This window comes from Desulfuromonas sp. (assembly GCF_002868845.1).
Classification (GTDB): domain Bacteria; phylum Desulfobacterota; class Desulfuromonadia; order Desulfuromonadales; family BM501; genus BM501.
In genome coordinates this window covers 23,833-50,271 of the sequence record NZ_PKUB01000007.1, presented here as the reverse complement: position 1 = coordinate 50,271, position 26,439 = coordinate 23,833, and the positions used below count along the sequence as shown (strand labels likewise).

The following is a 26,439-nucleotide window of genomic DNA, read 5'->3' as shown; positions in this document are numbered from 1 at the left end:
GCAGGCCCTGGACTGTTTCCGCCGGGAGGGGCCCGACCTGGTTCTGCTCGATGTGATGATGCCGGAGATGAGCGGCTACGATGTCTGCCGCGAAATCCGTAAAAGTGACAGCCTCACCCCGATTATCATGCTGACGGCCAAGGGGGAGGAGATCGACAAGGTGGTCGGGCTCGAACTCGGGGCGGACGATTATGTCACCAAACCCTTCGGTCTGCACGAGCTGCGGGCGCGGATCGCCGCCGTGCTGCGCCGTTCGCGGAACCATCGGCCGGAGCCGGCAGCGAGCTGTCCGGACACCTTCCGGGTCGGCCGGGCCCTGGTCGACCGCAAGACCTACCAGGTTACGGTCGGCGAGCGATCGCACAGCCTGACCTCACGGGAAATGAAGCTGCTGGAAATTTTCCATGCGCGGCCGAATGAAGTCCTCTCCCGCAACGATCTGCTCAATGCAGCCTGGGGCGTCGACTATTTCGGCACGACGAGAACCCTCGACCAGCATGTCGCCCAGTTGCGCAAGAAGATCGAACCGGACCCGGCCACTCCGCAGTCTCTGCTCACGGTGCACGGGGTGGGATACCGGTTCCAGCCATCCGAAAATCCCTGAAGACAACCTTATTTCAATACTTCCCAAAGACTCCTTTCAGCTCCAGGCCCCGGTTTTTAAAATCGAATGTCATCAGATTTGATCCGTGTCCAATGGCCTATTGGTCTTGGGCCTTTGGTTGACGGCCGGCCCCGGTCCGGCAATGTTTCGAGCCATCCGAAGACGGTCATTCTAAAGTTTATCCGACTCCCTGCCGATAAGTGAGATGGAGTTCTTTGTCCAGACAAATCGGACCGTTAATCTCCCCAGGGAGGGAAAAGGAGAGGCTCATGTTGAAGGGAATCAACAGCCAGGTTTTATCGGGACAAAAAATCGATTTCACCAAGGATCAACAGGGACCGAAAGATCCGCAGCAACTTGATAAGCCGGTGGGTGCGGGCGACCGGGTATCGCTGGCGGGAGAGGAACCCCAGGCGGTTACTTACCAGCCCGTCGGGACCGCCCTTTCTTTTGACGCCCAGTTGCAGATCCTGAAGGAATTCTTCGCGACCACCCTGGAGAAGCAGGGGGTGTCGACCCAGGTCAGCATCGAGGGGATTGAAACCGAACTGACTGAACTGACGCCGGAGGAGGCGCAGGACCTCGTCGCCGAAGACGGCTTTTTCGGGGTCGAGCAGACAGCTGACCGGGTTGTCGNGCGTTTCGAGGCGATCATGACCGGCGTGGAAGAGGGCTTCCGCCAGGCCGAAGAGGCCTGGGGCGGAGAACTTCCCGAGATCTCTTACGAAACTCTGGAGGCGATCCGGGAAAAGATGGCGGAGTGGGTCCGGAGCTTCGAAGCGGCCAGTGATGGGACCGAGGCCTGATCCGGAAGTCCGGGGCCGGGCTGACGGGGCTCGGAGACCTCTTTTTTTCAGTTCCCGTCACGAACCGAGACAAAAGAGGGTCCAATCTGTTATGTTGTGGGGCGTCGCCTATTGCGAAATCCTCCCCCCATAACAAAGGACGTTTTTCATGACCGAGATTGACAAGGCCCTCGAAACCCTGCGCACCAACACCGAAGATACGAATGCCCAGTTCGCCTTTTACAACCTGTTCCTCAACACGATATTCTTCGTCCCTACCATGAGACAGTCCGTCGTCGCCGAGGAGGGCAGTGGTGAAAAGGAAATCGATCTTCCGTTGATCGTCCAAACCGACGACACCGACTTCCTGGTTTTCTTCGATCTCCAGGAGCGCCTGAACGACTGGGCCGAGAAGGAGGCGCCCTGTGTGCAGCTGCCGGGCCACGCGCTTGCGGACCTGACCAACGAGGGACTTTACTGGGCGATGAATATCGGCACTGACCAGCCCAAGGAGTTCACGCCCGAGGAGATCACCTGGCTGAAGGACGTGGTCGCGCGCTGCAAGGCTGATACTGAAGCATGCGGCGAATAAGGTCCCTGCTGCGCCTGGACGTCTGCTGATCCTTGTTTGTCGACCGCCGTCTTCGTTCCACGTTTTACGGACACCAACCAACCCACAACAAAGGCAGATTTTCATGACCGAACTCGATAAAGCCCTGGAGACCCTGCGTGCCAACCCCGACGACCAGAAAGCACAGTCGGGCTTTTACGACCTGTTCCTCAATGCGGTTTTCTTCGTTCCCACCATGACCCAGAGCATCGGAACGGACGAGGACAACGAAGAGCAAGAGGCCGAATTGCCGTTGATCATCGAAAATGACGGCACCGACTATCTGCTCTTTTTCGATCAACGGCAGCGCCTCAACGACTGGGCCGAGAAGGAGGCGCCCTGCGTCCAGCTCCCGGGGCATGTGCTCGCGGAGATGACAACGGCGGAACTCTATTGGGCGATGAATATCGGCACCGACTACTCCAAGCAGTTCGCGCCGGACGAGATCGCCTGGCTGAAGGACGTGGTCTCGCGCTGCAAGGCCGAGGCTGAAAACGGATGTGAAAACGGGGGGGAAGCTCTCAACTCCTGAGGGTAATTCCAGGTAGGGCCTGCGTGCCAGGTCCGAAAAAGACGGGAGATGCCGATGTCTTCCCGGGAGCGTTTCGATTCTGTAGAACCGACCCGGGGGCAACCCTGGTTTCAAGAACTTCCTATTCTGACTGATGGTCCATAGAGGAAAGAACTCCCCGTTCTTTCCTCTATTTCATTTGGTAAGGCTCAACCGTTTCGCGCCCATGCCGCCGGACTCTGGCCTCTTGCCGCCGACCCGCTACAATGGATGGAAACGATCGACCCGGAAAACCTCTCGGAGGGCCCCATGTTCGGACTGTTTGAATCGATCTTCGGCGACGAGTCTGCACGGGATCGCTATCCCGAAGAACTGGTGGAAAAAGCGATCGAAAGGGCGGTGGACGGCACCGATCCGCTGCTGCGGGGGATGTGGGGCTACCAGCGCAAGTTGCGGCCTGCAGTTCTGAAGGCGATGGACCACGTGGTCGCCCTGGTCGACAACCTCGCTCCTCCCATCGGGATCGATCAGCTGCGCTACGACAGCGACCCAAGGCTCAAATCCTTTTTCCTTTCGACGGAGCATATGGAGAAGGTTCTTCTCGGCGATCCNGTGATGGAAAAAGAGGAGAAGGGGATTCTGGGCGTTGACCGGGTCGGGGAGGTGCTGGTCCACGATGTGCCCCAGGTGACGGTCAGCTTCGGGGGCCACCTGCTGCGCGACCCCGCCGCCGACCTTGCGCAAACCAGGCGCCTGCTCAAACGCCGGGCTTTCGATCATCTGCTTACTCTTGCCCTGGCCGGCATCACTTTGGTCGAGGACAAGCGGGAAGACCTGGTGCGGCGTCAGAAACTGCTCCAGGCCAAACTCGACCTGCTGCAACGCGGCAACTGGGGCTTTGACGACTGCCCCGAAGAGGATTCACCCTGTGTCCCGGAACTGGAGGAGAGGCTCGATAAGATCGAGGCCGACCTTGTGGCAATCGGCGCTGACGCCGATGTCTATGAAGCCAACCTGGACCTCGTGGTCGACGTCCTGGGAAATCCAGGGGAATGGATCTGGGCCGAAAAGGATCGGCTGATCGTCGACAGCATGGGGATCAAGCGCAGCGAACCGACCGAGGGCGCGGTCGAACTGGAACTGGACCAACTCTCCAACGCGGCCGGTCGCACCGTCGTGGTGGCGCTCCTGTCTCTGTCCGGCGCGGCTCTGCGGCACAACCTGTATTGACTCCTCGCCGTCTTCCAGAGCGATATGGGCGATGGAAATCTAAATAGGCCTCACGCCCGTTCGCTTCACTCACTCAAGAACGCAAAGGCGCAAAGGAAACCTATGAGAAGAAATTTCTCGCGATCGATTTCCGTGGGATAAGTTCGCCTGCCTGATTTGACAGATGGGCCGTCCCGTTCAGAATATCAAAGGGTGCCATTGGTTCCTGGTTTCTATCTTCTGGCTTCTGGCTTCTGAGGAGGTGACCCGGATGGTGCGATTTGTCGGCAGAAACATTCTGACCGGGGTGGTAACCATCCTGCCGGTCGTCCTCACCCTCTACATCCTTTACTGGCTGGCGGTGTCGGCGGAGTCGGTGCTGGGGGGCATGATCCGGTGGATCCTTCCGGAGGGGTTGTACTGGCCGGGGATGGGGCTGGCGGCCGGACTGGCCGTGGTCTTCGTGGTGGGGCTGCTGATGCACACCGACATGGTCCAGCGGATCTTCGCCCGGGGCGAGGAGCTCTTTTACCACATGCCGATCGTCAAGTCGGTGTACCGGGCGATCCGCGACTTCATCGATTACTTTTCCCCGGCGGCCAAGGCGGAATTCAAGCAGGTCGTGGCGGTGACCATCGGCAAGACCGGCATGGAGGTGATCGGCTTCGTGACCCAGCCGGTTCCGGAGCGGCTGCCGGAGGATTTCCGGGGGGAAGACAGCGTCCTGGTCTACCTCCCCTTGAGCTACATGATCGGCGGATACGCGGTCTTGACTCCCCGCAGCGCGGTGCGCCCCGTGAACATGACCCTGGAGGAGGCAATGCGCTTCACTCTGACAGCCGGCGTGACCGCCAAGCAGGCGCCTCCGGGCGTCACCCCTTGAGGACCTTCAGCAGGTGGGGCACGAGCTGTTTCTTGCGCGACAGGACCCCCTTCAGCTCGTAGAGGCTCTCGCCGACCTGGGGGTAGCCGATGACGTAAGGCAGCTCCTTGCTGCCGAGGGCGAGGAGCAGGCTCGTCTCCTGGACGATGTCGGTGACCAGCAGGGCGGCGGCGGCGAGGCGCTTCTCCTCTTTCACCGCGGCCAGGGCCGCCTCGATCTCGTCCTTCAGTTCGAGAAACTCCCCGAAGCTGACCACCTCGACCTGTCCGACCCCGAAGGGGGTCTGTCCCGCGGCGAACTCCTTGAAGTCGGAGAGGACCAGGTCGCGTCGGGAGGGGTAGGCGGCCAGGGCGCTGCCGGCCTGGAAGAGGCGCCGGCCGAACTCCTCCGGGTCGTAGCCGGACAACTCCCCGAGCCAGCGGGCCGTCTCGCGGTCGAGCTCGCCCGTGGTCGGCGACTTGAGGATCACCGTGTCGGAGAGGAGCCCGGCCAGCAGCAGCCCGGCGACAGCCGGCTCGGGGTCGATTCCGGCGGCGCGGTAGAGGGTCGCCACGACGGTGCAGGTGCTGCCGAGGGGCTGGTTGATGAAACGGATCGGCTGGTCGGTGTGGAAGTTGCCGAGACGGTGGTGGTCGACGACCTCGAGGATCTCCACCTTGTCGGCGCCGGGGACGGCCTGGGAGAGCTCGTTGTGGTCGACCAGGATCAGCTTGACGGGGGAGGGGGCCAGCAGGTTGCTCTTGGTGGCGATCCCGGCGACCCGGCCGTCGCCGTCGAGGACGATCGCCCCGGGGTCGGTCCCGTGGAGCAGCTTGAGGCGCAGGTCGTCGACCCGCTCGCCGAGACCGACGGCGATAAAGTCGTTTTTTACGAGCTTTCCCACCGGGGTGGCGAGCCGGGTCAGCCAGGCGCTCGTCGCCGTGTCGAAGGGGGTCGTGAGGACGGTCACCCCTCGCTGCCGGGCCGTCTCCAGAATCTCTTCGGAGACCGGAAGGCCGCCGGTGACGACCAGGACCCGTACTCCGATTTCGACCGCCTCGCGCTGGATATTCTCCCGGTCGCCGGTGAGCAGGACCATGGAGCGCGGATCGCGTCCCTGGATTTTTTGGCGGAAAGTGCCGGAAGCCATCGCGCCGACGTAGAGATTGAGCTCTTCCACGGCTTCGGGCTCGTGCTCGATCGGGGCCCGGGCCTGAAGGCAGGCCCGGATGGAGCGGGGAGAGGCCAGCACCCTGCGGATCTCGTCCTGGCGTCGCGGGACGAGGACGAACTCGGTCATCCGCTTCAGGACGAGGAGGCCGACCGGGCGAGCGTCGTCATCGACCACGGGCAGCTGGCGGATGTCATGGAGGTGGAAGAGCTCCATGGCCAACGAGAGTGGGGCGCCGGCCGGGATCGTCACCACGTGTTCGGTGATCACGTCCCGCACCCGGGGATGGACGTCGACCAGGAGCGGTGGAACCGGCAGGGAGAGCTCGCCGAGGACGAATTCGGTCTGCCGGTTCAGATTCCCCGCCCGGGCCGGGCGGACATGTTCCGCCCCCTGGCGCTGTCGCAGCCGGGCGTAGGCCATGGCGGAGCAGATCGAATCGGTATCGGGGTTGCGGTGCCCGACGACATAGACGGTTTCGCTGCGCATAAGGATCCTCCCTGTGGCCGGAGGTTGTTGGTTCTCTGGTCGGCCGTCACACTCTTTAGCACAATTGCTCTCCCGCTCCAACGGAAAGTGTTCAAATCATTGACCAGTCCCGGGCGGGAATGTATGGTTGTCGAAAGTTGACGGGCCCGCATCTTCTTCGGTGGCGGCCCGCTCCCTTCAAGAACCTTTTGACGTTCTGAAGACATAGACATGCAACTTGTCGAGGGCGGCCCCGGCCGGAGCCGCCCCTTTGCATCCCGAGACCGTATTTTGAATCCTCCTGAAAGAGCAGAGGGGGCAGGGAAATTATATGTTCCAAGATTTCAAGATCATTGCCTCCAGCATGGGCGACCTGCCGCCGTCGCCGGCCGTGGCCGCCAGACTCCTCAAGGAGCTGAAGAATCCCAACCTGTCGGTCAAGGACTTGGCCAAGCTGGTCTCCGTCGAGCCGGCGGTAACAGCCAAGATCATGAAGATGGCCAACTCGGCCCTCTACGGTCAGCTCGGGCAGATCACTACCCTGGAGAGGGCGATCATCGTCATCGGGGAAAACAACCTCAAAAGGGCGGTGATGGACATCAGCCTGCGCAATGTCAACAAATCCCACGGCCTGCTCGAGCGCTGGTTGTGGGAAAATTCGGTAGGGTGCGCAGTCGGAGCGCGCCTGGCAGCGGAGCGCCTCTCCAGCGCCCCGCCCGAAGAAGCCTTTGTCGCCGGGCTCTTCCGTCACATCGGCAAGACCATCATGCTCAACCGGGACCGGGACCTGTACCGCAAGGTGGTCAAGCTCCACGAGCGGGGGGAGGTCCCCCTCCACGACGGCGAGAGGGCCCTCTTCGCCTTCTCTCACGAGATGGTCGGCGCCGCCCTGCTCGAACACTGGAACTTCCCGCCCCGCCTGGTCTCCGTGGTCCGGCACCATCACGATTTCGAATCGGTTCGGGAAAGCGACCCGGAGGTGTTCCACCTGGCCGCCACGGTCAGTCTCGGGGCCGAATTCTGCCGCTATTTCGGCATCGGGCCGAGGCAGAAAAAGGTGAAAATAGACTTGCCTTCGACCGATGCCGCCCGATCGCTGGGGTTGACCATGGAGGAGCTGGAGCCGCTCCTCGACGAGTTCATCCACCTCTTTCATGAGGAGCGAAGCCTGTTTCTGGCCTGACGGCCGGGTAGGGGCGAACAGCTGGCATCATTCTTTTCTATCCCGCCCCTCCTTTTTCCCCTTCTTGTGCAGATAGAGCCGCTCGTCCGCTTCCCGAAGGAGACGGGCAAGGTCCTCCTTTCCCGCGCCCTCTTTACCGCCCCTCGAGGCGATGCCGTAGCTGATTGTGACAGGGACAACCCTGTCGCCGGCATGCAGTGGGCTGTCCTCCAGGGCTTCGCCGATCCGGGAGAGGAGTCGTTCGGCGTTCTCCGGCGAGGTCTCCGGCAGGATCAGAACGAATTCGTCCCCGGCATAGCGGGTCACCATGTCATAGTCCCGGGTCAGGTGGACCATGGTCCGGGCCAAATGCTGCAGGAGGCGATCCCCGACCTCGTGGCCGTGGGCGTCGTTGACCTTTTTGAAGTCGTCTACGTCGACAAAGGCCACCGAGAGGGTTCGGCCGAAGCGTTCCACCCGGTTCAATTCCCGGTTCAGGGCCTTTTCCATGGACCGGCGGTTGAGCAGGTTGGTCAGCGGATCGCGCTCGGCAAGGGTGCGGAGGTTTTCGTGGGCCGCCACGTTGGAGAGACAGAGGGAGACCTTGAGGGCCAGGCGTTCGAGAAAGATCGTGTCCAGCCCGGGGCGGTACCTATCCGGGGAAAAGTCGGCCACGTTGAGGCTGCCGATGACCTCGCCGTCGACGGAAACGGGGGTCACTGCCATGGAGCGGATCGATTCGCTGCCGGGACGGGGGAAAAGTGAGGCGTAACGATCCAGGTCCTTGTTGAGAAGGAGGGAGGCGGGTGAGCCGGCGGTGATCCGGGCGAACTCGTCCCCTTCGACGAGGCTGAGGTTCTCCCGGAGGAGTTCCCGGCCTGCGTGGGCCTGGAGGAGTTGGGCGAAGCCGGTCTCCCGCACCAGGGAGAACCAGACGAGGGGGATGCCGAATTTCTCCCGGATCCGGGTCAGGAGGACCTCGAAGAGGTCGTTGAAGTTGAGGATGGAGAGGATGCTGACCTCCACATCGTGGAATTTCTCCGCCAGATCCTCGTTTTCCTTGAACCGCTCGATGAGCGTAAGTCTGTCCATCGTTCCCTCCGAAGGGCACCCGCCGGGTCCCTGTTGACTCCGGTGCCTTTCCCGCCTCGGGGAGAGGCTCGCACAAGATTGCCCCATTAGAACCAATGGCATCGCGCTTTTCAATCCTTTTATGCCCTTTGCGGCGGTGCCGCCTCCTCTTGACACCCCGGCCGCCGGGGTCTATTTTGAACTGCTCGTTGCCCTGAAGGGCCGTCCCCCTGCCAGAAAGCCGGGTTCTTGAACATCTCTGCCCGACAAAAACCGATGCTGCGCTTCCTTGTCGTCCATTCCGTCGCCTCGGTGGTGGGCCTGCAGGCGTGGATGATCCTGTTCAACAACTTCGCAGTAGAGATGGCTGGTCTCGACGGGCAACACGTCGGCATCATCCAGTCGATTCGGGAAGTCCCCGGGTTCCTGGCCCTGCTCGCGATCTATGTCATGCTCGTGGTCCGAGAGCACCGCTTGTCGGCGATCTCCGTCATCCTGCTCGGTCTCGGCACGGCCCTGGCCGGTTTCTTCCCCTCCTTCGCCGGCCTCGCCTTCACCACCCTCGTCATGAGCTTCGGCTTCCACTACTTCGAAACGACCAACCAGTCCCTGACCCTGCAGTATTTCGACGCCGCCACCTCGCCGGTCGTCTTCGGCCGCCTGCGCAGCCTCGGTGCGGCCACCAGCATCGGGGTGGGGCTCCTGATCTACCTGTTGAAACCCCAGATGGGCTACCGGGAACTCTTCCTGGTTCTGGGCGCTCTGGTGATGGCGGCCGGGCTCTGGGGGCTTGCGCAGGAACCGGCCCACGGAGAGGTGCCTGTCCAGCACCGGAAAATGGTTTTTCGACGCAAGTACTCCCTGTTTTACTTCCTGACCTTTATGGCCGGGGCCCGGCGGCAGATATTCATCGCTTTTTCCATCTTTCTCATGGTCAAGGTCTTCGGGTTCTCGGCCTCGGAAATCGCCCTGCTTTTCCTGGTCAACAATGCGATCAACTATTTCGCCAGTCCCCTGAACGGCCGGGCGATCGTCCGCTTCGGCGAACGGTCGGTTCTCTCTCTCGAATACGCGGGGCTGATCTTTATCTTCCTTGCCTACGCGTTCACCGGCTCAAAAATCGTGGTGGTCGCCATGTATGTCCTCGACCACCTTCTGTTCAATTTCGCCATCGCCATCCGCACCTATTTCCAAAAAGTCGGCGACCCACAGGACATTGCCCCGAGCATGGCGGTCGGCTTCACCATCAACCATGTCGCCGCCGTCGTCATGCCCGCCATCGGAGGGGCCCTTTGGTTGATCGATTACCGGATCGTCTTCGTCGCCGGGGCCGTATTCAGCCTGATTTCTCTTCTTGCCGTGCAGTTTATCCCCCGTTTGTCTTCCAGCCGCGACCTGGGTCATTCGCTCCCGAACTGAAGCTTTTTGTGCCCGGCCCCTGCACTTCCCGCCTTCGAGACGATGAACCGCGGGTTGAGATCGGCTTTCAGGTCGAGGTAAGCAGGAGTGCTTGTAAGTATGTGTGTACCTTTTGGGGTAGGTTGGGCGTTGTGGTGGCGGGAGTGCCTGTCGAAAAGTTCTTGTGAGAAAGATTCGGGAAGAGGGGCCGGGCCTTGCCAGAAGGCCAGAACCATTTAATATTTAAGTCAGGAGCATTGGCCGAAGGAGTTTTGAGACGACCAACTTCCAGCGCGGGAGGTGCGGGGATGAGCCAACAGGGCATCGAAGAAAGGGACGTAGTCACTCCTATCATCAAATACTGCCATCTTGATCACGGCGCCGCGGAAAAACTCTTTGACGACGTGGCCCTTCACAAAATGCGCACCGTGACCTTGCCGGACGAGAACATTCTATTGAGCGACGAGGAAGCCGGTGAGTTCATAGAGCGTTACAGTGCCGAAGTCGAACCGACGATCTGGGAATCCAAGCGCCGGAAAAACTGAAGCCACTCCCCATCGAAACAGTCGGCATGTACGAAGAGGGGCCCGCAGTTGTGCGGGCCCCTCTTCGTTGAAACGGTTCGCTTGAAAGGCATGGAACGAGTCAGCAGCCGGCGAGGAAATCTTTGGCTTTCTCAAGATCGTCGAAAGTGTGAAAGTTCCTCCTGGTGAACATCCTGATGGCGCTGAAGGCTATCGACTGAAGACCGGTGACGCCGACGACGGCCGCAGTTTTGACGTATGGGGTGTTGTCTTTTGTAAACTCTTTGAGCTTTTGAAGGACCGCGCTGTCGAACCGTCCGCCCCCGGCGTTGGTCAAAGTCAGGACCGATTGCTCCGGTTGGGACCGTATCTGGTCCCTGGCCTCCTCGATGACTGAAAATGCGTCTTCGATGGTGCAGAGGGAAAAATCGAGGAAAAAGATTCGCTTACCCTTGTGGTCGATAAACCTGGCTCTCTCCATTCCATTCAGTCTCCCGAGATGCTTCCGGTTGCTTTACATATCGCGTCCCCCCGAGGCCTGCTCCGCGAGGACGGGATCGACTTTCCTGGGAAAAAGGATTGATATATCTTAATTGCTTGAAGGGGGTTGTCAACAAAGGTTTGACTGTTTTCTAGAACCAAAGATAGTTTTTCTTTGCCAAATTGTAACCGACGCTCTTTTCGGTAAACGTCACTGGTGCACCGGAAAAAAAAGGGGACCGGACGCCCGAAGGGAGTCCGGTCCCGAGAAGAGAAGAGAGGGTGAACCGGATCAGTCTTCTTCGACAATGAACCCTTCAGTCACTTCGAGGCAGGGTGAACCGGGATCGCCGAAGAGACTGACGGTCATGCCTGGCAGGAAGGCAGCGAACGACACGGGGGTGACCGTGACCTTCTCCTCGGAACCGGTGCTTTCCTCGATCCGGAAGAGGCCGGCAGACTCGGGGATCACCGCGCAGGATCCGTCTTTCAGGAAGAGGGTGCGCTGAGGCGCATCGATCCAGTCGATAACGTCTTCGAGACCGGTCTCCTCCTTGATGGGGCCGAGCACCGCGAGAACCGCTTTCAGAGCGCCCTGGTCAACGGAGAGAACCCCGTCGATCTCCGCGCGCTTCCCTTCGAGGAGGTCGCTTTCCTGGAGAAGTTCTCCCGACCTGGAGAAGATCTTCGCCCCGGGCTGCAGGTCGGTCGGCAGGACCGGGTCGCTGCTGATACCCTGTCCTGGATCGACGTCGAAATCGAAGCTGTTCGCTCCGTCTGCTGCCGGGACCTCTGCAATGGCCCCCTTGAGGGTTAGGAAGTCTCCGGCCTCGATCAGCAGGGCGTTAAGAAATACCATCGGGGCGCCATATTCGGGGCCTCCCGCACTGCCGACCCGGCCGATGGCCGTGGCGATACTTCCTTCCTGAAGGGCATCAAGGGTGATCAGGTCGGCGTCTTCATCGAAAAGCGAGGTCTGATCCGACACCCCGATCCAGGTGCATTTGCCTACGTTGTAAGGGGACGGGTCCGGAGGGGAGGGAGGGCAGAGCTGGAAACTGCCCCCGATCACGGCCAGATCGGGTTCGGGAACCTCGGCAACTGTTCCCCTCAGACGTACAAGCTTGCCGTCGGGAAAACTCGATCCGACATCCACGAATATCACGGGGCGGAAGATGTACTTGCCGCTCTTGCCGGCCTCGACGATGTGGATCGACTTGTTGGCGTCCATGTCCAGGGAGATGAGGAGGGCCTCTCCACCGACAACCTCGAACGGTGATCGGGGATGGAGGTCGATCTTGCCGTTGCCGGGAAGTTTCGGGGTGATCTCCTCGCCCTCCTCGGTGACGAGGGTGACCCCGGTGACCCTCATCCGGATCTTATTATAGGTTCCCGGGGGGACATCCTCCGCGACGGAGAAGAGGGTCGAGTCGGATTCGAGATCCTTCAGGTTGACATCCTCTTCACCGGAGAAGATCGGTGCCATGACCCCGTCCTCGGCGATCAGGCTGACTGAAGTGACCGTTACCCAGATCTCTTCAAAACCGAGGGCGGGGCCGTCGGTCAGGAGGACCGCCACCTGCCCCCCCTGAAGGGCCGGGCTGCCGTCTGGGCTGTCTTCGTCATTGCCGCAGCCCTGCATCCCAAGGATCAATACGGCGGCCGGAAGCAGAACGAGGAGCTTCTGAAAGAGTTTTCTGGTCATGACGAATCTCCCTGGAATGTTGGTGATTTGCGTTTTTGAGCGAAATCCTAGCGAATGTAGGCCTCGGTTACGTAGCGGCGCATCATGACATGGGTATTGAAGTAGTAGGCGTTTTTGCCGATTGCGCTTTTCATAAGCTGAATCCACTTTTGCCGGTCCCCGTAGTAAAGGGGGATAATGACCTTCTCCAGCTTGTTGTACAGGTCTTCGACATCCTCGGTAGAGTGGTTCACCTCGACGGAGGATTCGGTCGGCGGCGGACCGATGGACCACCCGGTCACCCCTTCGATATGGCCCTCGATCCACCAGCCGTCAAGGACGCTGAAGTTGGGGACCCCGTTGAGAGCGGCCTTCATGCCGCTGGTGCCGGAGGCCTCGAGGGGCCTCAGGGGGTTGTTCAGCCAGATGTCCACGCCCGGTATCAGCCGGTAAGCCACGTCCATGTTGTAATTCTCGAGGTAGACGACCTTGATCTTGTCCTTCAGGGCGTCGATCTTGCGCACGATGCGCTGGATGAGTTGCTTGCCCGGGATGTCCTTGGGATGCGACTTCCCGGCAAAGACGAGTTGGAGCTTTCCCTCGCCCATCTTCACGAGGCGGTCGATTTCGTGGAAAATCAGATCGCCGCGCTTGTAGGTCGCGGAACGGCGGGCAAATCCGATGGTCAACAGGTCGGGGTCGAGCTTTTCCCCTGTCGTCTCCTCGATGTACTGAAAGAGATAGGCCTTGGCTCCGCTGTGGGCGTCCCAGATCTCGTTGTCCGGAATGGCGTCGACCCGGACGAGGAGTTCCGGTTCGTTTGCCCAGCTCGGCAGGTGGCGATCGAACAGGGTGACGAAATAGGGAGAGGTCCAGGTGAAGGGGTGGATGCCGTTGGTGATGGCGTGGATTTCGAAACCGGGGAACATCGCCTTGGAGATTTCCCCGTGCTTCTTGGCGACGCCGTTGACGTAGCGGCTCAGGTTCAAGGCCAGCATGGTCATGTTAAGGAGGTCCTTCCCGGCGAGCTCCTGAAGCAGGGCGATGGGAACGGGCTCGCCCAGGACCCGCTTGACCAGCTCGTAGGGGAACTTGTCGTGGCCTGCCGTGACCGGCGTGTGGGTGGTGAAGACGCACTGTTCCATGACCCGGTGGGTGTCCCAGGAGGCCCTCTCGTCCCAGGTGTCCTCTACGGGGCGGCGGGAACCGTTCAGCAGTTCCAGGGTCAGCAGGCTGGCGTGGCCCTCGTTCATGTGGTACTTCTTGATGCTGAAACCGAGAGCATCCAGAATGCGGGCGCCCCCGATCCCCAGGATGATCTCCTGCTTGAGGCGGTACTCGTTGTCCCCGCCGTACAGATGGTCGGTGAGGCGTCGGTCCTGGTCCATGTTGCCGGGGATGTCGGTGTCGAGAAAGAGGACCGGGACTTCGCCTCCGGTCGGGCTCTTGACCCGGTACATCCAGGCCTGGACCTTGACGTCTCGATCCTCGATGGTGACCAGGATCTTGGTGGGGAGGAGCTCCGTGAGGGTCTCCGGCGTCCACTCTACCGGGAATTCCTCCTGCCAGCCGTCCTCGCCTATTTTCTGACGGAAATACCCCTTGCGGCTCGCCAGGGTCAAGGCGATCATGGGAAGTTTGAGATCGGCGGCGCTCTTTATGGTGTCTCCGGCCAGGATCCCCAGGCCCCCGCTGTAGGTCGGGATCTCGTTGGTGAGGCCGATCTCCATGGAAAAGTAGGCGATTTTCTGTTCCTGGGTGAATCGTTTCCAATCGCTCATCGGTCGTGCCCTCGCTTGACGTGTTGTAATTAAGTCCCCCTACTCAAATACCAAGCATAGCAGGAATAGCTCATATGGGTAGGGGCAAAGTGGGCGCGGGAAGGCCACCGGTTTCTGCACCCGGACCGATTGAAGTCTTGAAATAATCGCTTGAGTGTGGGACATTTAGCTCTGCGAAAGACCTTTCCCATCCCTTCACTGGCGGCCCCTGCCCATGTACTGTGATTATTTTGGTTTTCAGGAAAAGCCCTTCAACCTGACCCCCAATCCCCGGTTCATCTTCCTGAGTCAGCAGCACAAGGAGGGGTTCGCCCATCTTCTGTACGGGATTCGCAACCGGTCCGGATTCATCGAGATCATCGGGGAGGTCGGCACCGGGAAGACGACCATCCTGAGGACCCTGCTCAACGAACTCGATGACGACGCCTATCGGCTGGCGCTGATCTTCAACCCCAGCAGGTCGGGGCCTGAGCTGTTGCGCAGCATTAACCGGGAGTTCGGCGTCAGTTGCCAGGGGCCTGATGAAACGGACCATCTCGAGGCCCTCAACGATTTTCTGCTCGAGGAGAACGCCGCCGGGCGTACCGTGGTTCTGGTCATTGACGAGGCGCAGAACCTCAAACCCGAGGTCCTTGAACAAGTCCGGCTTGTCTCCAACCTGGAGACGGAAAAGGACAAGCTCATCCAGATCATCCTGGTGGGGCAGCCAGAGCTCGGCACGATGCTCGAACGTCCAGAACTGAGGCAGCTGAGTCAGAGGATCACGGTTCGCTACAAACTGGGCCCCATGGATTTCCAGGACACCCGGACCTACGTCGAACACCGCCTGAGGGTCGCGGGGGGAAACCCTTCCCTGATTTCGACCGGAGCCCTGAAGCGGGTCTACCGATTCTCCGGGGGGCTGCCCCGCCTGATCAACGTCCTTTGCGACCGGGCCCTGCTCGTGGCCTATACCAAGGAAGAAAAATCGATCAGCCGGGCCATCGTTTGCGAGGCCCTGAAAGAGTTGCGTCGGGATAAAAAAGGGACCTCCGGGGGGCGGGCGCTGATCACCGCCCTTGTCTCCGCCTTACTTGTCGCCGGGGGACTCTTTCTCTTCTGGGACAAACCGTCTTCGCGGGTCGTTTCGACTGCCACGGCATCGGGTCAGAACCCGGCGCCTGTCCCCCCCCCGGCCACCGAGGCGGCGCCTTCGCCCCGGCCCGTCGCACAACAACCGGCCCTGGAGCCGGCCGCCGTCTTACAACCGGATTCCGCGATCGAAATCCTCCGCGAGAACCTTCGGGCCATGGAGGAAAAGTCCAGTGCGGTTGCCTCCTTCAATGGCCTGGCCCAGCTGTGGAAGGTGCGGGAAATCGCGGACCGCAAGGAGCTGGAACTGGCCAAGGGGCTGCGGGCCGCGGCCGGGAAGAGGCGGTTGAGGCTTGCCAGTTTTCAGGGGGGGCTTGACGACCTGCTGCGACTCGATTCCCCCGCACTGCTCGAATTGACCCTGCCCGGTACGGTCGGAAGCCGCTACCTGGCCCTGAGCCGGGAGGCTGAGGGAGGATGGGGAATCGCCCCGGCCCTGGCGGGAAGAGACGTTCTGACCCGTGGAGAGCTGGAAACTCTTTGGTTCGGCCGGGCCCTTCTTCCCTGGAAAAATTTTTCCGACCTTCCCGTCATCACCCGCCCGGGGACCCGTGGGAAGGGGGTAGCGCGCCTGCAGGGTTTTCTCGGTGGACTCGGCTATCTTCAGGAAAAGCCAAGCGGGGTTTTCGACGCGGCCACCATCGCGGCGGTGACCCGTTTCCAGGCTGACCGGGGCGTGGCTCAGGACGGTAGGGTCGGACCCCACACCCTGATGCTCCTTTACCAGGAGGACCCCCGGTTCGATCCGCCTCGGCTGCGTTCCGGAATGGGCGAAGAGGGAGGGGTCTTATGAGTTCCATCCTCAAGGCCCTGAGGAAGCTGGAGCAGGAAAAGGCCCGCCGCAACGAGGGGCAGGTCGACATCGCCCGGGACATTCTGCGTTCCGCCCAGAGAAAGAGGAGGGCCTTCCCATGGCCGCTCCTGCTCGGTTTTTGTCTCCTCTTGGGGGTCGGGTGCGTCGGCGCCTGGCACCTGTTCGGACCGGAGCCGCCCTCCGCTGCGCCCGTTCTGCATCGATCGGAGCCGGTCACTCCCCAGGGCCGCGCCGGCTCTCCACCGGAGACGGTCTCCCGGGAGGTCGGGGCCGTCAGGACTTTACCGGCAGTCACTGCTCCTTCGGAGCCGGAGGTGGTGGAGGTGAAGATCGAGGATCTGCGACCCGCCTCGGCCGTCGTCCCATCCGCCCCCTCTCGGACCGAACCGGTTCCTTCCGTGGAACCGACCGTGGCGACCGAGGGTGTGGCGCCGATACCCGCCCAGATCGTGACAAGAGTTCCCGTTGTCCCGGACGAGAATGTTCAAGCAACCGCTGCACGGGCAGCCGCCGAGTCGCTCCCGGAGGTCGAGCCCTCCGAAGGGAGTCATGCTTCTGGCCTGGTGATTTCCGGGATCGCTTTCGGGGAGAATCCCCTGGCGCGGCTCGCCGTGGTGAATGGGTTGCCGGTCATGGAGGGAACAGTCGTCGAAGGTGCGAAGGTGCTGGAAATCCTCCCCGATCGGGTGCGGTTCGTCTCGGGCGAGGGCGAGTTCGAAGTTTCTATGGATGGGAAGGGGGTCCGCAGGTAGCGGGTTTTCCCGGGTCAGTGCAGGGGCGCTTCCTCCAGGCCGAGCATCAGGTAGTCGGCCTCTTCTTTCCCCACCATGTCGGGGTCGATTCGGCCCCGAACCGCCGGAAGGAGGACCCTGAAGTCCAGGTCGGATTGGCGACGGACCTGTTCCGGGATGCCGTGCTTCCAGGAATGACCGCTGCCGGCCAGCACGACGACGGTCATGCCGGGATGCGTTTTAAGATATTCAAGCAGGGTATGGGCCATGACTCCGTCCCAGAGGAGCTGAGCCTCGCAAAAATTGTAAAAGTTCGCTCCGTTGTGGCCGTGCCCTCCGAGGGTGAGTCGAATAAAGTCCTGGTACTTTTCATCGACGTCGCAACGCACCGGAAGCAGGCTCCCCGCCTGCTCCGGGGGCAGGGAGGCGAATCCGCCCTCGGCGACCTGCTGCGTGATCGACCTCGGGATGTTCAGCCCCACCATGGGGATGTTGTGGTGTCGCGCGTGAAGGAAAATCTCCCGGTACACAGGCCACATGCTCCAGTTCGCGTTGAAGACCTCCAGGAAATCCCTCTCTGACATCTCTCCTTCGGTCCAGCGATCCAGCTCGGGCTGACTCCCGCTTCGAAACATTTCAAGAGCGACAGCCACGGGAACCCCGGCGTTTCGAAGGGCCTCGATGATTTGCAACTGGGCCCGATGGTGGGCCTCGTTGTCGTGAAGTTCCCCGATGAAAATGAGCCGGACGGTCCGCAGGTCCTCGACAACCTCGTCGAAGGACACGACCGACCGATCGTCCATTTTGAGGGTGTGGGCTTCGGGAGATATCGGGGCGGCGAGGCCGATGGTGCAAACGAAGAAGGCCATGAGAGCGGATCGAAGAGCGATTCTTTTCATCGGGAGTCCTCGCGGTCTGAAAATTCGTGGATGAGGGGAGAGGCCGTGACGGGCCAGGTTCCCTTGACCCGGTTGGTCCCGTCTTCGAAGAGAAGGTAGCTGTACTTGCCGTAGTGGGGGATCTTGCGGGCGGCCTTGCCGGCGGCGGCGCCCGAGAGGGGGATGAAGATGGCGGCGCTTCGTTCCGGGTTCACCGGGTGGGGCAGGGCGACGAAGAGGGCGGCGCCCGGGTCGTCGTAGGTCGTCCCGAAGAGCGTGACGTTTCCTTTTCCTATCGACAGACCTTCCGGCAGGACCGGGTGCAGGATGGTGTTTCGCGGCCAGCCCAGGTAAAGGAGGTCATGATCCTTCAGTGCCCTCAGGTCGACCTGGCCCTCGGCCAGCATGAGTGCCTTCTCCTGCCTCAGCGCGGCGAGGAGGGTTTTGGTCCCTTCCAGGGCCTCCTTCTCCAGGCCGATCGAGACCACGGCCATCAGGGCGGGGGCGCCGCGGATGGCGTTGACCGTGGGAGGGCTCTCTTCGGGATGGAGCCGGCGGAAGAGGTCCGCATCGGGGTCCACGACGAGGCGCAACGGGCGGGCCGGAGTCTCAAGGATGAAGGGCGCTGATCCTTTTTGCGAGGGGATCTTCCCTTCCAGGGGTCCGCTGGTCGTCTCGACTCGCACCGGGACGAGGAGGTCGTAAAAGGGCGGCGTCTGAACCAGGCTGCCTTCGATCAGCCAAGCATTGTCCCGTCGCCCGAAGGAGACGTCCCGAAGGGCAAGGGAGGGGGCCCCGGGTCGTTCCAGCCATTGCCGGAAGAACCGTTTCAGGCTTTTGCCGCTCGTCGCTTCGAAGTCCTACTTCAGCTCTGACCAGCCGACCCGTTGATGAAGACGTTCGGCCGAGGCCCTTTTGAGCCCCTCCCAGTAAGGTGCCTCGCCGACCAGGCGGCGGAGCATGTGAAAGACCATGGCGGCCTTGCCGTACCCGACCGCCTGGCTCGCCGCGCTGTCCCGGCTGGTGAAGGAACTCAGGGGGAAGTCGGACTCGTCATCGACGAGGGTCGTGTAGTCGCGCAGGATTTTCCTGCGGTACTCGAGGGCCTCTTCCGGGGAAGACCGTTCCTTGTAGAGATGGTCCGCCACATAGGTCGTCAGCCCTTCGGACCAGTTCCCCGATGCGTAATCGACCTTCACGGCGTTGCCCCACCAGGAATGGGCGACCTCGTGGCCGAGGCTCGTCTCGACGATGAAGGGCAGGCGCACCACGGAGCTGCCGAGGAGAGTCCAGGAGGGGAATCCGTATCCGGTGGGGAAAAAGTTCTCCGCCACGGCGAACTTTTCGTAGGGATAGGGGCCGAACAGTTCACTGTACATTTCGAGGTAGGCCTTGACCGCCGCCAGGTAGGTCTGGGCAAGGTGTTCGTTCTCCGGGTAAAAGTACGCCAGCAGGGGGATGTCGCCGTAGAGGTCGCGCTCCATGCGGTAGGGCCCGGCCGCCAGGGTCAGGCCGCTCAGGGGGCGGGCGGTCTGCCAGACTGAGTAGCTCTGCCCGTCTTTTCGACCCTCGGCGACGAGCGCCCCGGCGGTGATCCCTTCGAAACCTGCAGGGGCTTCGACCCGAAGCCGGAAGGTGGCGTTGCCGCCGGGCAGGTCGGGATACCATCCTGCGGCGGGGCTGAGGAATGCGCCTTTGGGGGAAATGGTTCCGGCGATGCCGTAGCTCGGGTCCTCGGAATGGACCGGCTGGCCGGGGATCGCGTCCTGAAAGCGCCCCTGGTAATCGACCCTCAGGATGATCTGGGATCGTCCGCCCGCCACCGGGAGAGAGACCCTCAGACTGCCCTGTTCAAACTCGAAAGGGATATCGCGTCCTTCCAGCACGACCCTCTCGACCCGGGCTCCGGGCGAAAGCCGAAAAACGACCTTTTCCTTCCCCTCCACCGTGAGGCGCAGAGCATCTCTTCCTTCGAGTCGGGCTTCTCCGGGAAAGAGGCGCACCTGCAGATCGTGGTGAAGGATGGTGGTTGCTGCCCGAAGGGGAGCGGGAAGCAGGACCAGGAGGGCATATAGGGCGAAACCGCAGATTGTCAAAATGTTTTTTATCATGGGTCTCATTATAGCCCAATCCACCGGTTTCATCCAAAGGTCGAAGGGTTTTTGTGGAAGGGTTGGAGAATATTCCCCTGTCCTTGTAGAATATTCTCCACTTTTTCGGGGGTACCCGTTGTCCAGAGCGTTAAATCCTGGTTAATCGCAGCGGAAATTTTCCGGCATGATTCCTGAAACAGCAATTATCAATAGTTAGGATTGTAGCTTTGACCCGAGGGTTTATATTTTTACTATGAGACTCCTGACCTTTCGGCAGCAGAAAGGATATCTGATCGTGGGTTCTTTTTTGCGCAGGTATCTGGTTCATGCCCTGTTCTGCTCTGTTTTACTCGGGGGAGTTCCAGGGATGGTTTTCGCAGAGACCCTCCTTCCGGAGCTTGTCGCCGAGGCCCTCGCCCGTAACCCGGAGATACGGGCCGCAGAGGCTCGCTGGAGAATGTTCGAGCACAAGGTCCTTCCGTCCCGTTCCCTGAACGACCCTCAGCTGACCATTGCCTTTTCCAATTACCCGGTCGATTCCTTCAACGCCGACGACACGCCCATGACCGGTAACGACGTGAAAATCGCACAGAAGTTTCCCTACCCAGGCAAGCTCGGGTTGAAGGGAGAGGTTGCCGAGACCGAGGCCGAGTGGTATCGGGCGGCCTACGAGGAGACTCGCCTGAAAGTCAGGTTCGGGTTGAAAGACGTCTATTACCGGCTCTTTCAGCAGGACAAGGCGATCGCCATTGTCGAGAAGAACCTGCGCCTGCTCGATGACACCATCCGCCTGGCCGAGACCCGGTATGAAGTCGGCCAGGGTCTCCAGCAGGATGTGCTCAAGGCCCAGGTGGAGCGATCAAAGCTGATGGATTCGCTTTTCACCCTTCGCCAGGGCCGCGAGGAGGCTCTCGCCGCCCTGAACGCGATCCTCGATCGCCCGGCGGGTTCATCCCAATCGGGCCTGCCGGAGGCGGGGCTGACACCGTTTGACTTTACCCTTGCAGGCCTTCAGGAACAGGCCGAGGAAAGCCGTCCCATGTTCGCCGCCTATCGTTCGCTGCTCGAACGCTTCGAGGCCAAGGAAAAACTGGCCCGGCTCGACTATAAGCCGGATCTTACGGTTTTTGCCGGCTATCGTTTCCGGGACGACGGTCTGGCCGACGGCGGCACCGATTTCGCCAGCGCCGGGGTGACGATCAACCTGCCCATATTCGGGGAAAAGCGCTCCGAGGCGGTTGCGGAGGCTCGGGCCGGCAGCCGGATGGCCCGGAGACAACTGGAGGATTTCCGCGGAAAGGTCGCTGCCAACCTGCACAGTGCTTTCGCCCGCAAGGAGCGCAGCCGCGACCAGGCAATGCTCTACAAAACCGGCCTCGTTCCGCAGGCCTCCCAGGCCTTCCAGGCTTCGATGAGCGCCTACCAGGTCGGCAAAGTCGATTTCCTCAACGTGCTCAATTCGCTCCTGGGGCTCTACCGCTATGAGATCGACTACTTTCGGGCGGTGGCCGAGTATCAGCGCAGTCTGGCCCGTATCGAGTACGAGGCAGGGCTCAACCGGGCCCGGATTCAGCAGTCTTATCAGAATAACGACCCAAAGGAACGTTAGGGATGACGCGACCCGCCAAGATTTTTTCCATCAGCCTGCTGACCGTCCTGCTGCTCTCCGGCGGCGGTGGTCTTTACCTCTCCCGGTGTCTTCTGGCCGGGGAGGAGGTCTCCATAGGTGGTCCCGGCGCAGCGCATGCCGCCGACGTGAAGTACACCTGCGGCATGCATCCGATGATTATCGTCGATGAACCGGGCCTCTGTCCCATCTGCGCCATGGACCTGACCCCCCTCAAATCCGGAACCGGCGGTGACGGGGAAAAGTCCAAAGGGGAGAGGAAGATCAAGTATTGGGTGGCGCCGATGGACCCGACCTATATCCGCGACGAGGCCGGAAAATCTCCTATGGGGATGGATCTCGTTCCGGTCTACGAGGACGAGGCGGCAACCGGGGCGGTCATCAGGATCGACCCGGTGACGGCGCAGAACATGGGGGTTCGCACGGCAGTGGCGGTGCGGACCGACCTCAGCCGCACCGTTCGCACCGTCGGCCTCGTGGGGTACGAGGAGCCCCGCCAGTACTCGGTCAACAGCAAGGTGGCCGGCTGGGTTGAAAAACTGCACGTCGCCGAAACCGGGGAGATGGTGAGGAAAGGGCAGGCGCTGCTGGAGATTTACAGCCCCGAACTCGTTTCCGCCCAGGAAGAGCTCCTGCTGGCCCTGGCCAACAACGCCGCCTTGTCCCAGAGCCCCTTTCCCGAGATTGCCGATGGGGGGAAAAGGCTGCTCGAGTCCTCCCGGCGACGGCTCAAGCTCTGGGATGTCTCTTCGCGGCAGATTCGCGACCTGGAGCAGACCCGCCAGGTGAAGAAGACCCTCACCCTCTACGCCCCCTACGGTGGCATCGTGACCATGAAGATGGTCAACGAGGGGATGTACGTTCAGTCGGGGATGGAGCTGTTCCAGCTCTCTGACATCTCCAAGGTCTGGGTCTTCGCCGATATCTACGAGTACGAGCTGCCCTGGGTCAAGGCCGGCCAGAAGGCGACCGTCGAGCTCCCCTTCGTGGGCGGCAGCACCCTTACCGGCACCGTTTCCACCGTCTACCCCTACGTGGAGGCGAAGACCCGCACCGTCAAGGCCCGCATCGACCTGGACAACCCGGGACTGGAACTGAAACCCGACATGTACGTCAATGTGCGGCTCGAAGGAGAGACCGTCCAGGGCGCCCTGGCGGTGCCGGGCGAGGCCGTCCTCTCCTCCGGCGAACAGAGCACGGTTTTCGTCGCCCTGGGCGAGGGCAAGTTCGAGCCGCGGCGGGTCAAGACCGGCCTGCAGGGCGAGGGGGGGATGATCGAAATCCGCCAGGGCTTGCTCGATGGAGAGAAGGTGGTGACCAGCGCCCAGTTCATGCTCGATTCGGAGAGCAAGCTGCGCGAGGCAATCCAGAAGATGCTCGAACCGGCCGGGGAACCGGAGCCCGCCGGCCCGGAGGAGGAGATCGACGACCTGTTCGGGGAGGAGAAGGAAGATCTCGACGAACTGTTTTAGAGGGCTTGTTTTAGGTGTTAGGTGCCTAAAACCTAAAGCGTAAAACCATCCTTTTGGCCCCTGGCCGGGATTGACTATGCTTGAAAAAATAATCGAATGGTCCATCCGCAACAAGTTCATGGTGACCCTGCTCACCCTGTTCGCCATTGTTGCGGGGACTTACTCCCTGTTCAACACCCCGGTCGATGCCATTCCCGACCTCTCCGACGTTCAGGTGATCATCCTCACCGAGTATCCGGGGCAGGCGCCCCAGGTGGTGGAGGAGCAGGTCACCTACCCGCTGACCACCCAGATGCTCGCGGTGCCCCACGCCAAGGTGGTGCGGGGCTACTCCTTCTTCGGCCTCAGCTTCGTCTACATTATTTTCGAAGACGGCACCGATCTTTACTGGGCCCGCTCGCGGGTGCTCGAGTACCTCAACTATGCCGCCGGCAAACTGCCGCCCGGGGTTTCGCCGTCGCTGGGGCCTGACGCTACCGGCGTCGGCTGGGTCTACGAGTACGTCCTCGAGAGCGACCGTCACGACCTGCAGCAGCTGCGATCCATTCAGGACTGGTACCTGCGTTACGAGCTCGCCGCCGTCGAAGGGGTCTCGGAAGTCGCCAGCATCGGCGGGTACGTCAAGCAGTACCAGGTCGCCATCGACCCCAACCGTCTGCTCGCCTACCACATCACCATCCCGCAGATCCAGCGCGCCATTCAGCGCAGCAACAACGACGTCGGCGGCCGCCTGGTGGAGATTGCCGAGACCGAGTTCATGGTCCGTGGCCTCGGCTACATCCAGGGAGTCGAAGACTTGGAACTGGTGGTGGTCGGCCACGACAGTCGCGGTACGCCGATTCTGCTGCGCGACCTTGCCCGGGTTTCAATCGGCCCCGAGCTGCGTCGCGGCCTGGCCGAGCTGGACGGGCGGGGCGAGGCGGTCGGCGGCATCATCGTCATGCGGTTCGGCGAGAACGCCCTCGAGACCATCGAAAACGTCAAGCGCAAGCTCGAAGAGCTCAAGGCGGGGCTCCCCGAAGGGGTGAGGATCAAAACGGTCTATGACCGCTCGGGCCTCATCGAGCGGGCCGTCGACACCCTGAAGGAAAAGCTGCTCGAGGAGAGCATCGTGGTGGCCATCGTCACCGCCCTGTTCCTCTTTCACCTGCCGAGCGCCCTGGTGGCGATCTTCACCCTCCCTGTTGCAATCCTGATCGCCTTCGGCATCATGGGCGCCCAGGGGATCAACGCCAATATCATGAGCCTCGGGGGGATCGCCATCGCCATCGGGGCGATGATCGATGCCGCAATCATCATGATCGAGAATGCCCACAAGCACCTCGAGCGCGATCAGGGCAAAAAGCCGCACTGGGAGATCATCCTCGCCGCGGCCAAGGAGGTCGGCCCGACCCTCTTCTTTTCGCTCCTGGTGATCACCGTCTCCTTCGTGCCGGTCTTCACATTGCAGGAGCAGTCCGGGCGCCTCTTCAAGCCGCTCGCCTATACCAAGACCTATGCGATGGCGGCCGCCGCGCTTTTGTCGGTGACCATCGTCCCGGTCCTGATGGGGTGGTTCATTCGCGGCCGCATCAAGCCCGAGCATGCCAACCCGATCAACCGCCTCTTGATTCGCCTCTACCACCCGGTTGTCGACCTGGTGCTTCGCTGGCGTAAAAGCACCCTCCTCGTGGCGCTGCTGCTGGTCCTCTCCATCGTCTACCCTCTGTCGAAGATGGGCTCCGAGTTCATGCCGCCCCTTTACGAGGGGTATCTGCTCTACATGCCGACAACCCTGCCGGGGATCTCGGTGGCCAAGGCCCGCGAACTCCTGCAGCAGACCGACCGCATCATCGCCAGTTTTCCCGAGGTGGAGCGCACCTTCGGCAAGGCGGGAAGGGCCGAAACGGCCACGGACCCTGCGCCCCTTTCCATGCTCGAGACGACCATCATGCTCAAGCCGGAGGAGCAGTGGCGCAAGGTGCATACCGACCGTTTCTTCAGCGGGTGGTCGGACTCCTGGGAATGGGTGAAGAAGCCGCTGCGCTGGGTCTGGCCGGAGTTGAAGCCGATTTCGGTGAGGAAGCTCACAGAGGAGTTCAACAACGCCATCCAGTTTCCGGGCCTGACCAACGCCTGGACCATGCCGATCAAGACCCGCATCGACATGCTTTCGACCGGCATCAAGACGCCGGTGGGGATCAAGGTGATGGGGGACGACCTGGAGACCCTGAGCCGTATCGGCGAAGAGATCGAGGCGCTGGTGCGGACGTTGCCGGGGACCCTGTCGGCCTTTTCCGAGCGGGTCGTCGGCGGCAACTACCTCTATTTCATCGTCGACCGTGCCGCCGCGGCTCGCTACGGCCTCACTGTCGGCGAGGTGCAGGACATTGTCCAGACCGCCATCGGCGGCATGAACGTCACCGAGACCGTCGAGGGGCTCGAGCGCTACCCCGTCAACGTCCGCTATCAACGAGACTACCGCAACGACCTGCCTGCCCTCGAGCGGGTGCTTGTGCCGCTGAAAAACGGCAAGCATATCCCGATTTCCCAGGTGGCCAGCATCGAGCTCAAAAAGGGCCCGCCCGGCATCAAGAGCTAGAACGCACGCCAGACCGCATGGGTCTATGTCGATCTGCGTGGCATCGACGTGGGCACCTACGTCAAGCAGGCCCAGGCCGCCGTCGCCGAAAAGATCGAACTGCCCCAGGGATACAGCATCGTCTGGAGCGGCCAGTTCGAGTACATGGAGGCGGCGAAGAAACGTTTCATGGTCATCATTCCGCTGACGGTACTGATCATTTTCGTTATCATTTACATGAGCACCAAGAGCGTGGTCAAGACCGGCATCGTCCTTCTCGCGGTGCCTTTTTCGCTGGTCGGAGCCTTTTGGTTCCTCTATCTGCTCGACTACAACACCTCGGTGGCGGTCTGGGTCGGGGTGATAGCCCTGGCGGGGCTCGACGCCGAAACCGGGGTGGTGATGCTGCTCTACCTCGACCTCGCCCACAAATTGTGGGGCGACAACGGCCGCATGCTGACCCGGGGCGACCTGGTTCAGGCGATCCACCACGGCGCAGTCAAGCGCATCCGGCCCAAGGTAATGACCATCGCCGTTATCATCGCCGGCCTGCTGCCGATCATGTGGAGTCACGGCACCGGGGCCGATGTCATGAAGCGTATCGCCGCGCCGATGGTCGGCGGGGTGGTCACTAGTGGTATTATGGAATTGATGGTCTACCCGGTGATCTACTATCTCTGGCGCGGGCGCAGGCTCGAGAAGAGCCTGGAACCGACCGCCATTGATGAGTTGACCGAGACCTGAGGTGAAAACTGGCCCGAAACGAAAGAAACCATTTTCGCGGAATGATCCGCCAAACCCCGACAGACAGGA

The 26,439-nt window shown here is 61.4% G+C and carries 19 protein-coding genes and 2 pseudogenes; 13 read left to right on the top strand and 8 right to left on the bottom strand.

The window, feature by feature from the left end; translation table 11 throughout:
* The 5 genes and pseudogenes from C0617_RS02070 to C0617_RS02050 form a co-directional block, all read left to right on the top strand.
* Nucleotides 1-604, top strand: a 604-nt coding sequence (locus C0617_RS02070) for a response regulator transcription factor (RefSeq protein WP_291315358.1), incomplete at its 5' end; no start/stop codon positions are given.
* Nucleotides 605-1,558: 954 nt separating this feature from the next.
* A complete protein-coding gene (locus tag C0617_RS02065) occupies nt 1,559-1,981 on the top strand; it encodes an SseB family protein (protein WP_291315357.1) in 423 nt (140 codons plus the stop codon).
* A gap of 103 nt (nt 1,982-2,084) precedes the next feature.
* Entirely contained in the window at nt 2,085-2,531 is a 447-nt protein-coding gene (locus tag C0617_RS02060; protein WP_291315356.1) for an SseB family protein, read from the top strand.
* A 591-nt stretch (nt 2,532-3,122) separates the two neighbouring features.
* Nucleotides 3,123-3,740 (top strand): annotated as a pseudogene (locus C0617_RS02055) (hypothetical protein); the annotation flags it as partial.
* Nucleotides 3,741-3,990: 250 nt separating this feature from the next.
* A complete protein-coding gene (locus C0617_RS02050) occupies nt 3,991-4,602 on the top strand; it encodes a DUF502 domain-containing protein (protein ID WP_291315355.1) in 612 nt (203 codons plus the stop codon).
* Here C0617_RS02050 and C0617_RS02045 read toward each other — a convergent pair.
* Nucleotides 4,592-6,241: a putative manganese-dependent inorganic diphosphatase gene (locus C0617_RS02045; RefSeq protein WP_291315354.1), complete on the bottom strand. Its 1,650-nt coding sequence runs from the start codon at nt 6,239-6,241 to the stop codon at nt 4,592-4,594. The genes C0617_RS02050 and C0617_RS02045 overlap by 11 nt on opposite strands.
* A 310-nt stretch (nt 6,242-6,551) precedes the next feature.
* Between C0617_RS02045 and C0617_RS02040 the strand changes: the two genes are divergently transcribed.
* Nucleotides 6,552-7,403, top strand: a complete 852-nt coding sequence (locus tag C0617_RS02040) for an HDOD domain-containing protein (protein WP_291315353.1) — start codon at nt 6,552-6,554, stop codon at nt 7,401-7,403.
* Between the two features lie 27 nt (nt 7,404-7,430).
* Here the strand turns inward: C0617_RS02040 and C0617_RS02035 are convergent, their stop codons facing one another.
* A complete protein-coding gene (locus C0617_RS02035; protein WP_291315352.1) occupies nt 7,431-8,474 on the bottom strand; it encodes a sensor domain-containing diguanylate cyclase in 1,044 nt (347 codons plus the stop codon).
* 255 nt (nt 8,475-8,729) lie between these two features.
* On the opposite strand from C0617_RS02035, the gene C0617_RS02030 reads away from it, so the two are divergent.
* Nucleotides 8,730-9,872 (top strand): MFS transporter, encoded by a 1,143-nt coding sequence (locus C0617_RS02030; protein WP_365888840.1) that lies wholly within the window; start codon nt 8,730-8,732, stop codon nt 9,870-9,872.
* 287 nt (nt 9,873-10,159) lie between these two features.
* Entirely contained in the window at nt 10,160-10,396 is a 237-nt protein-coding gene (locus C0617_RS02025; protein ID WP_291315350.1) for a hypothetical protein, read from the top strand.
* A gap of 100 nt (nt 10,397-10,496) precedes the next feature.
* Here the strand turns inward: C0617_RS02025 and C0617_RS02020 are convergent, their stop codons facing one another.
* The 3 genes from C0617_RS02020 to glgP all read right to left on the bottom strand — a co-directional run bounded on the left by C0617_RS02020 (nt 10,497) and on the right by glgP (nt 14,320).
* Nucleotides 10,497-10,856 carry a hypothetical protein gene (locus tag C0617_RS02020; RefSeq protein ID WP_291315349.1) on the bottom strand — a complete coding sequence of 120 codons (360 nt, stop codon included), beginning with the start codon at nt 10,854-10,856 and terminating at the stop codon, nt 10,497-10,499.
* 291 nt (nt 10,857-11,147) lie between these two features.
* Nucleotides 11,148-12,560, bottom strand: coding sequence for a DUF4382 domain-containing protein (locus C0617_RS02015; RefSeq protein ID WP_291315348.1), 1,413 nt, complete (start codon nt 12,558-12,560; stop codon nt 11,148-11,150).
* 47 nt (nt 12,561-12,607) lie between these two features.
* On the bottom strand, nt 12,608-14,320 hold the full coding sequence (gene glgP, locus C0617_RS02010) for an alpha-glucan family phosphorylase (protein WP_291315347.1): 1,713 nt from the start codon (nt 14,318-14,320) through the stop codon (nt 12,608-12,610).
* Nucleotides 14,321-14,534: 214 nt separating this feature from the next.
* Here glgP and C0617_RS02005 point away from each other — a divergent pair, with 214 nt between their 5' ends.
* The gene (locus tag C0617_RS02005; RefSeq protein WP_291315346.1) at nt 14,535-16,244 is read left to right on the top strand and encodes an AAA family ATPase; all 1,710 of its coding nucleotides are present in this window, start codon (nt 14,535-14,537) and stop codon (nt 16,242-16,244) included.
* On the top strand, nt 16,241-17,017 hold the full coding sequence (locus tag C0617_RS02000; protein ID WP_291315345.1) for a hypothetical protein: 777 nt from the start codon (nt 16,241-16,243) through the stop codon (nt 17,015-17,017). Before C0617_RS02005 ends, C0617_RS02000 begins: the two co-directional genes overlap by 4 nt.
* Nucleotides 17,018-17,031: 14 nt before the next feature.
* Here C0617_RS02000 and C0617_RS01995 read toward each other — a convergent pair whose 3' ends face one another.
* From C0617_RS01995 to C0617_RS01985, 3 genes are all read right to left on the bottom strand, one after another.
* Complete coding sequence (locus C0617_RS01995) at nt 17,032-17,895, bottom strand: ChaN family lipoprotein (protein ID WP_291315344.1); 864 nt, start codon at nt 17,893-17,895, stop codon at nt 17,032-17,034.
* Entirely contained in the window at nt 17,892-18,467 is a 576-nt protein-coding gene (locus C0617_RS01990; RefSeq protein WP_291315343.1) for a hypothetical protein, read from the bottom strand. The genes C0617_RS01995 and C0617_RS01990 overlap by 4 nt, the downstream gene beginning before the upstream one ends.
* Nucleotides 18,468-18,734: 267 nt before the next feature.
* Nucleotides 18,735-19,985, bottom strand: coding sequence for a M1 family aminopeptidase (locus C0617_RS01985; protein ID WP_291315342.1), 1,251 nt, complete (start codon nt 19,983-19,985; stop codon nt 18,735-18,737).
* A 349-nt stretch (nt 19,986-20,334) separates the two neighbouring features.
* Between C0617_RS01985 and C0617_RS01980 the strand changes: the two genes are divergently transcribed.
* The 3 genes and pseudogenes from C0617_RS01980 (at nt 20,335) to C0617_RS01970 (ending at nt 26,370) form a co-directional block, all read left to right on the top strand.
* The gene (locus C0617_RS01980; RefSeq protein WP_291315341.1) at nt 20,335-21,576 is read left to right on the top strand and encodes a TolC family protein; all 1,242 of its coding nucleotides are present in this window, start codon (nt 20,335-20,337) and stop codon (nt 21,574-21,576) included.
* Nucleotides 21,577-21,578: 2 nt separating this feature from the next.
* Entirely contained in the window at nt 21,579-23,066 is a 1,488-nt protein-coding gene (locus C0617_RS01975) for an efflux RND transporter periplasmic adaptor subunit (protein WP_291315340.1), read from the top strand.
* 76 nt (nt 23,067-23,142) lie between these two features.
* Nucleotides 23,143-26,370, top strand: a pseudogene (locus tag C0617_RS01970) (CusA/CzcA family heavy metal efflux RND transporter).
* Nucleotides 26,371-26,439: the final 69 nt, after the last annotated feature.

Coding starts and splice junctions, on each gene's coding strand:
- C0617_RS02065 (WP_291315357.1), top strand. CDS start 1,559: ATGACCGAGATTGACAAGGCCCTCGAAACCCTGCGCACCAACACCGAA.
- C0617_RS02060 (WP_291315356.1), top strand. CDS start 2,085: ATGACCGAACTCGATAAAGCCCTGGAGACCCTGCGTGCCAACCCCGAC.
- C0617_RS02050 (WP_291315355.1), top strand. CDS start 3,991: ATGGTGCGATTTGTCGGCAGAAACATTCTGACCGGGGTGGTAACCATC.
- C0617_RS02045 (WP_291315354.1), bottom strand. CDS start 6,241: ATGCGCAGCGAAACCGTCTATGTCGTCGGGCACCGCAACCCCGATACC.
- C0617_RS02040 (WP_291315353.1), top strand. CDS start 6,552: ATGTTCCAAGATTTCAAGATCATTGCCTCCAGCATGGGCGACCTGCCG.
- C0617_RS02035 (WP_291315352.1), bottom strand. CDS start 8,474: ATGGACAGACTTACGCTCATCGAGCGGTTCAAGGAAAACGAGGATCTG.
- C0617_RS02030 (WP_365888840.1), top strand. CDS start 8,730: ATGCTGCGCTTCCTTGTCGTCCATTCCGTCGCCTCGGTGGTGGGCCTG.
- C0617_RS02025 (WP_291315350.1), top strand. CDS start 10,160: ATGAGCCAACAGGGCATCGAAGAAAGGGACGTAGTCACTCCTATCATC.
- C0617_RS02020 (WP_291315349.1), bottom strand. CDS start 10,856: ATGGAGAGAGCCAGGTTTATCGACCACAAGGGTAAGCGAATCTTTTTC.
- C0617_RS02015 (WP_291315348.1), bottom strand. CDS start 12,560: ATGACCAGAAAACTCTTTCAGAAGCTCCTCGTTCTGCTTCCGGCCGCC.
- glgP (WP_291315347.1), bottom strand. CDS start 14,320: ATGAGCGATTGGAAACGATTCACCCAGGAACAGAAAATCGCCTACTTT.
- C0617_RS02005 (WP_291315346.1), top strand. CDS start 14,535: ATGTACTGTGATTATTTTGGTTTTCAGGAAAAGCCCTTCAACCTGACC.
- C0617_RS02000 (WP_291315345.1), top strand. CDS start 16,241: ATGAGTTCCATCCTCAAGGCCCTGAGGAAGCTGGAGCAGGAAAAGGCC.
- C0617_RS01995 (WP_291315344.1), bottom strand. CDS start 17,895: ATGAAAAGAATCGCTCTTCGATCCGCTCTCATGGCCTTCTTCGTTTGC.
- C0617_RS01985 (WP_291315342.1), bottom strand. CDS start 19,985: ATGATAAAAAACATTTTGACAATCTGCGGTTTCGCCCTATATGCCCTC.
- C0617_RS01980 (WP_291315341.1), top strand. CDS start 20,335: ATGGTTTTCGCAGAGACCCTCCTTCCGGAGCTTGTCGCCGAGGCCCTC.
- C0617_RS01975 (WP_291315340.1), top strand. CDS start 21,579: ATGACGCGACCCGCCAAGATTTTTTCCATCAGCCTGCTGACCGTCCTG.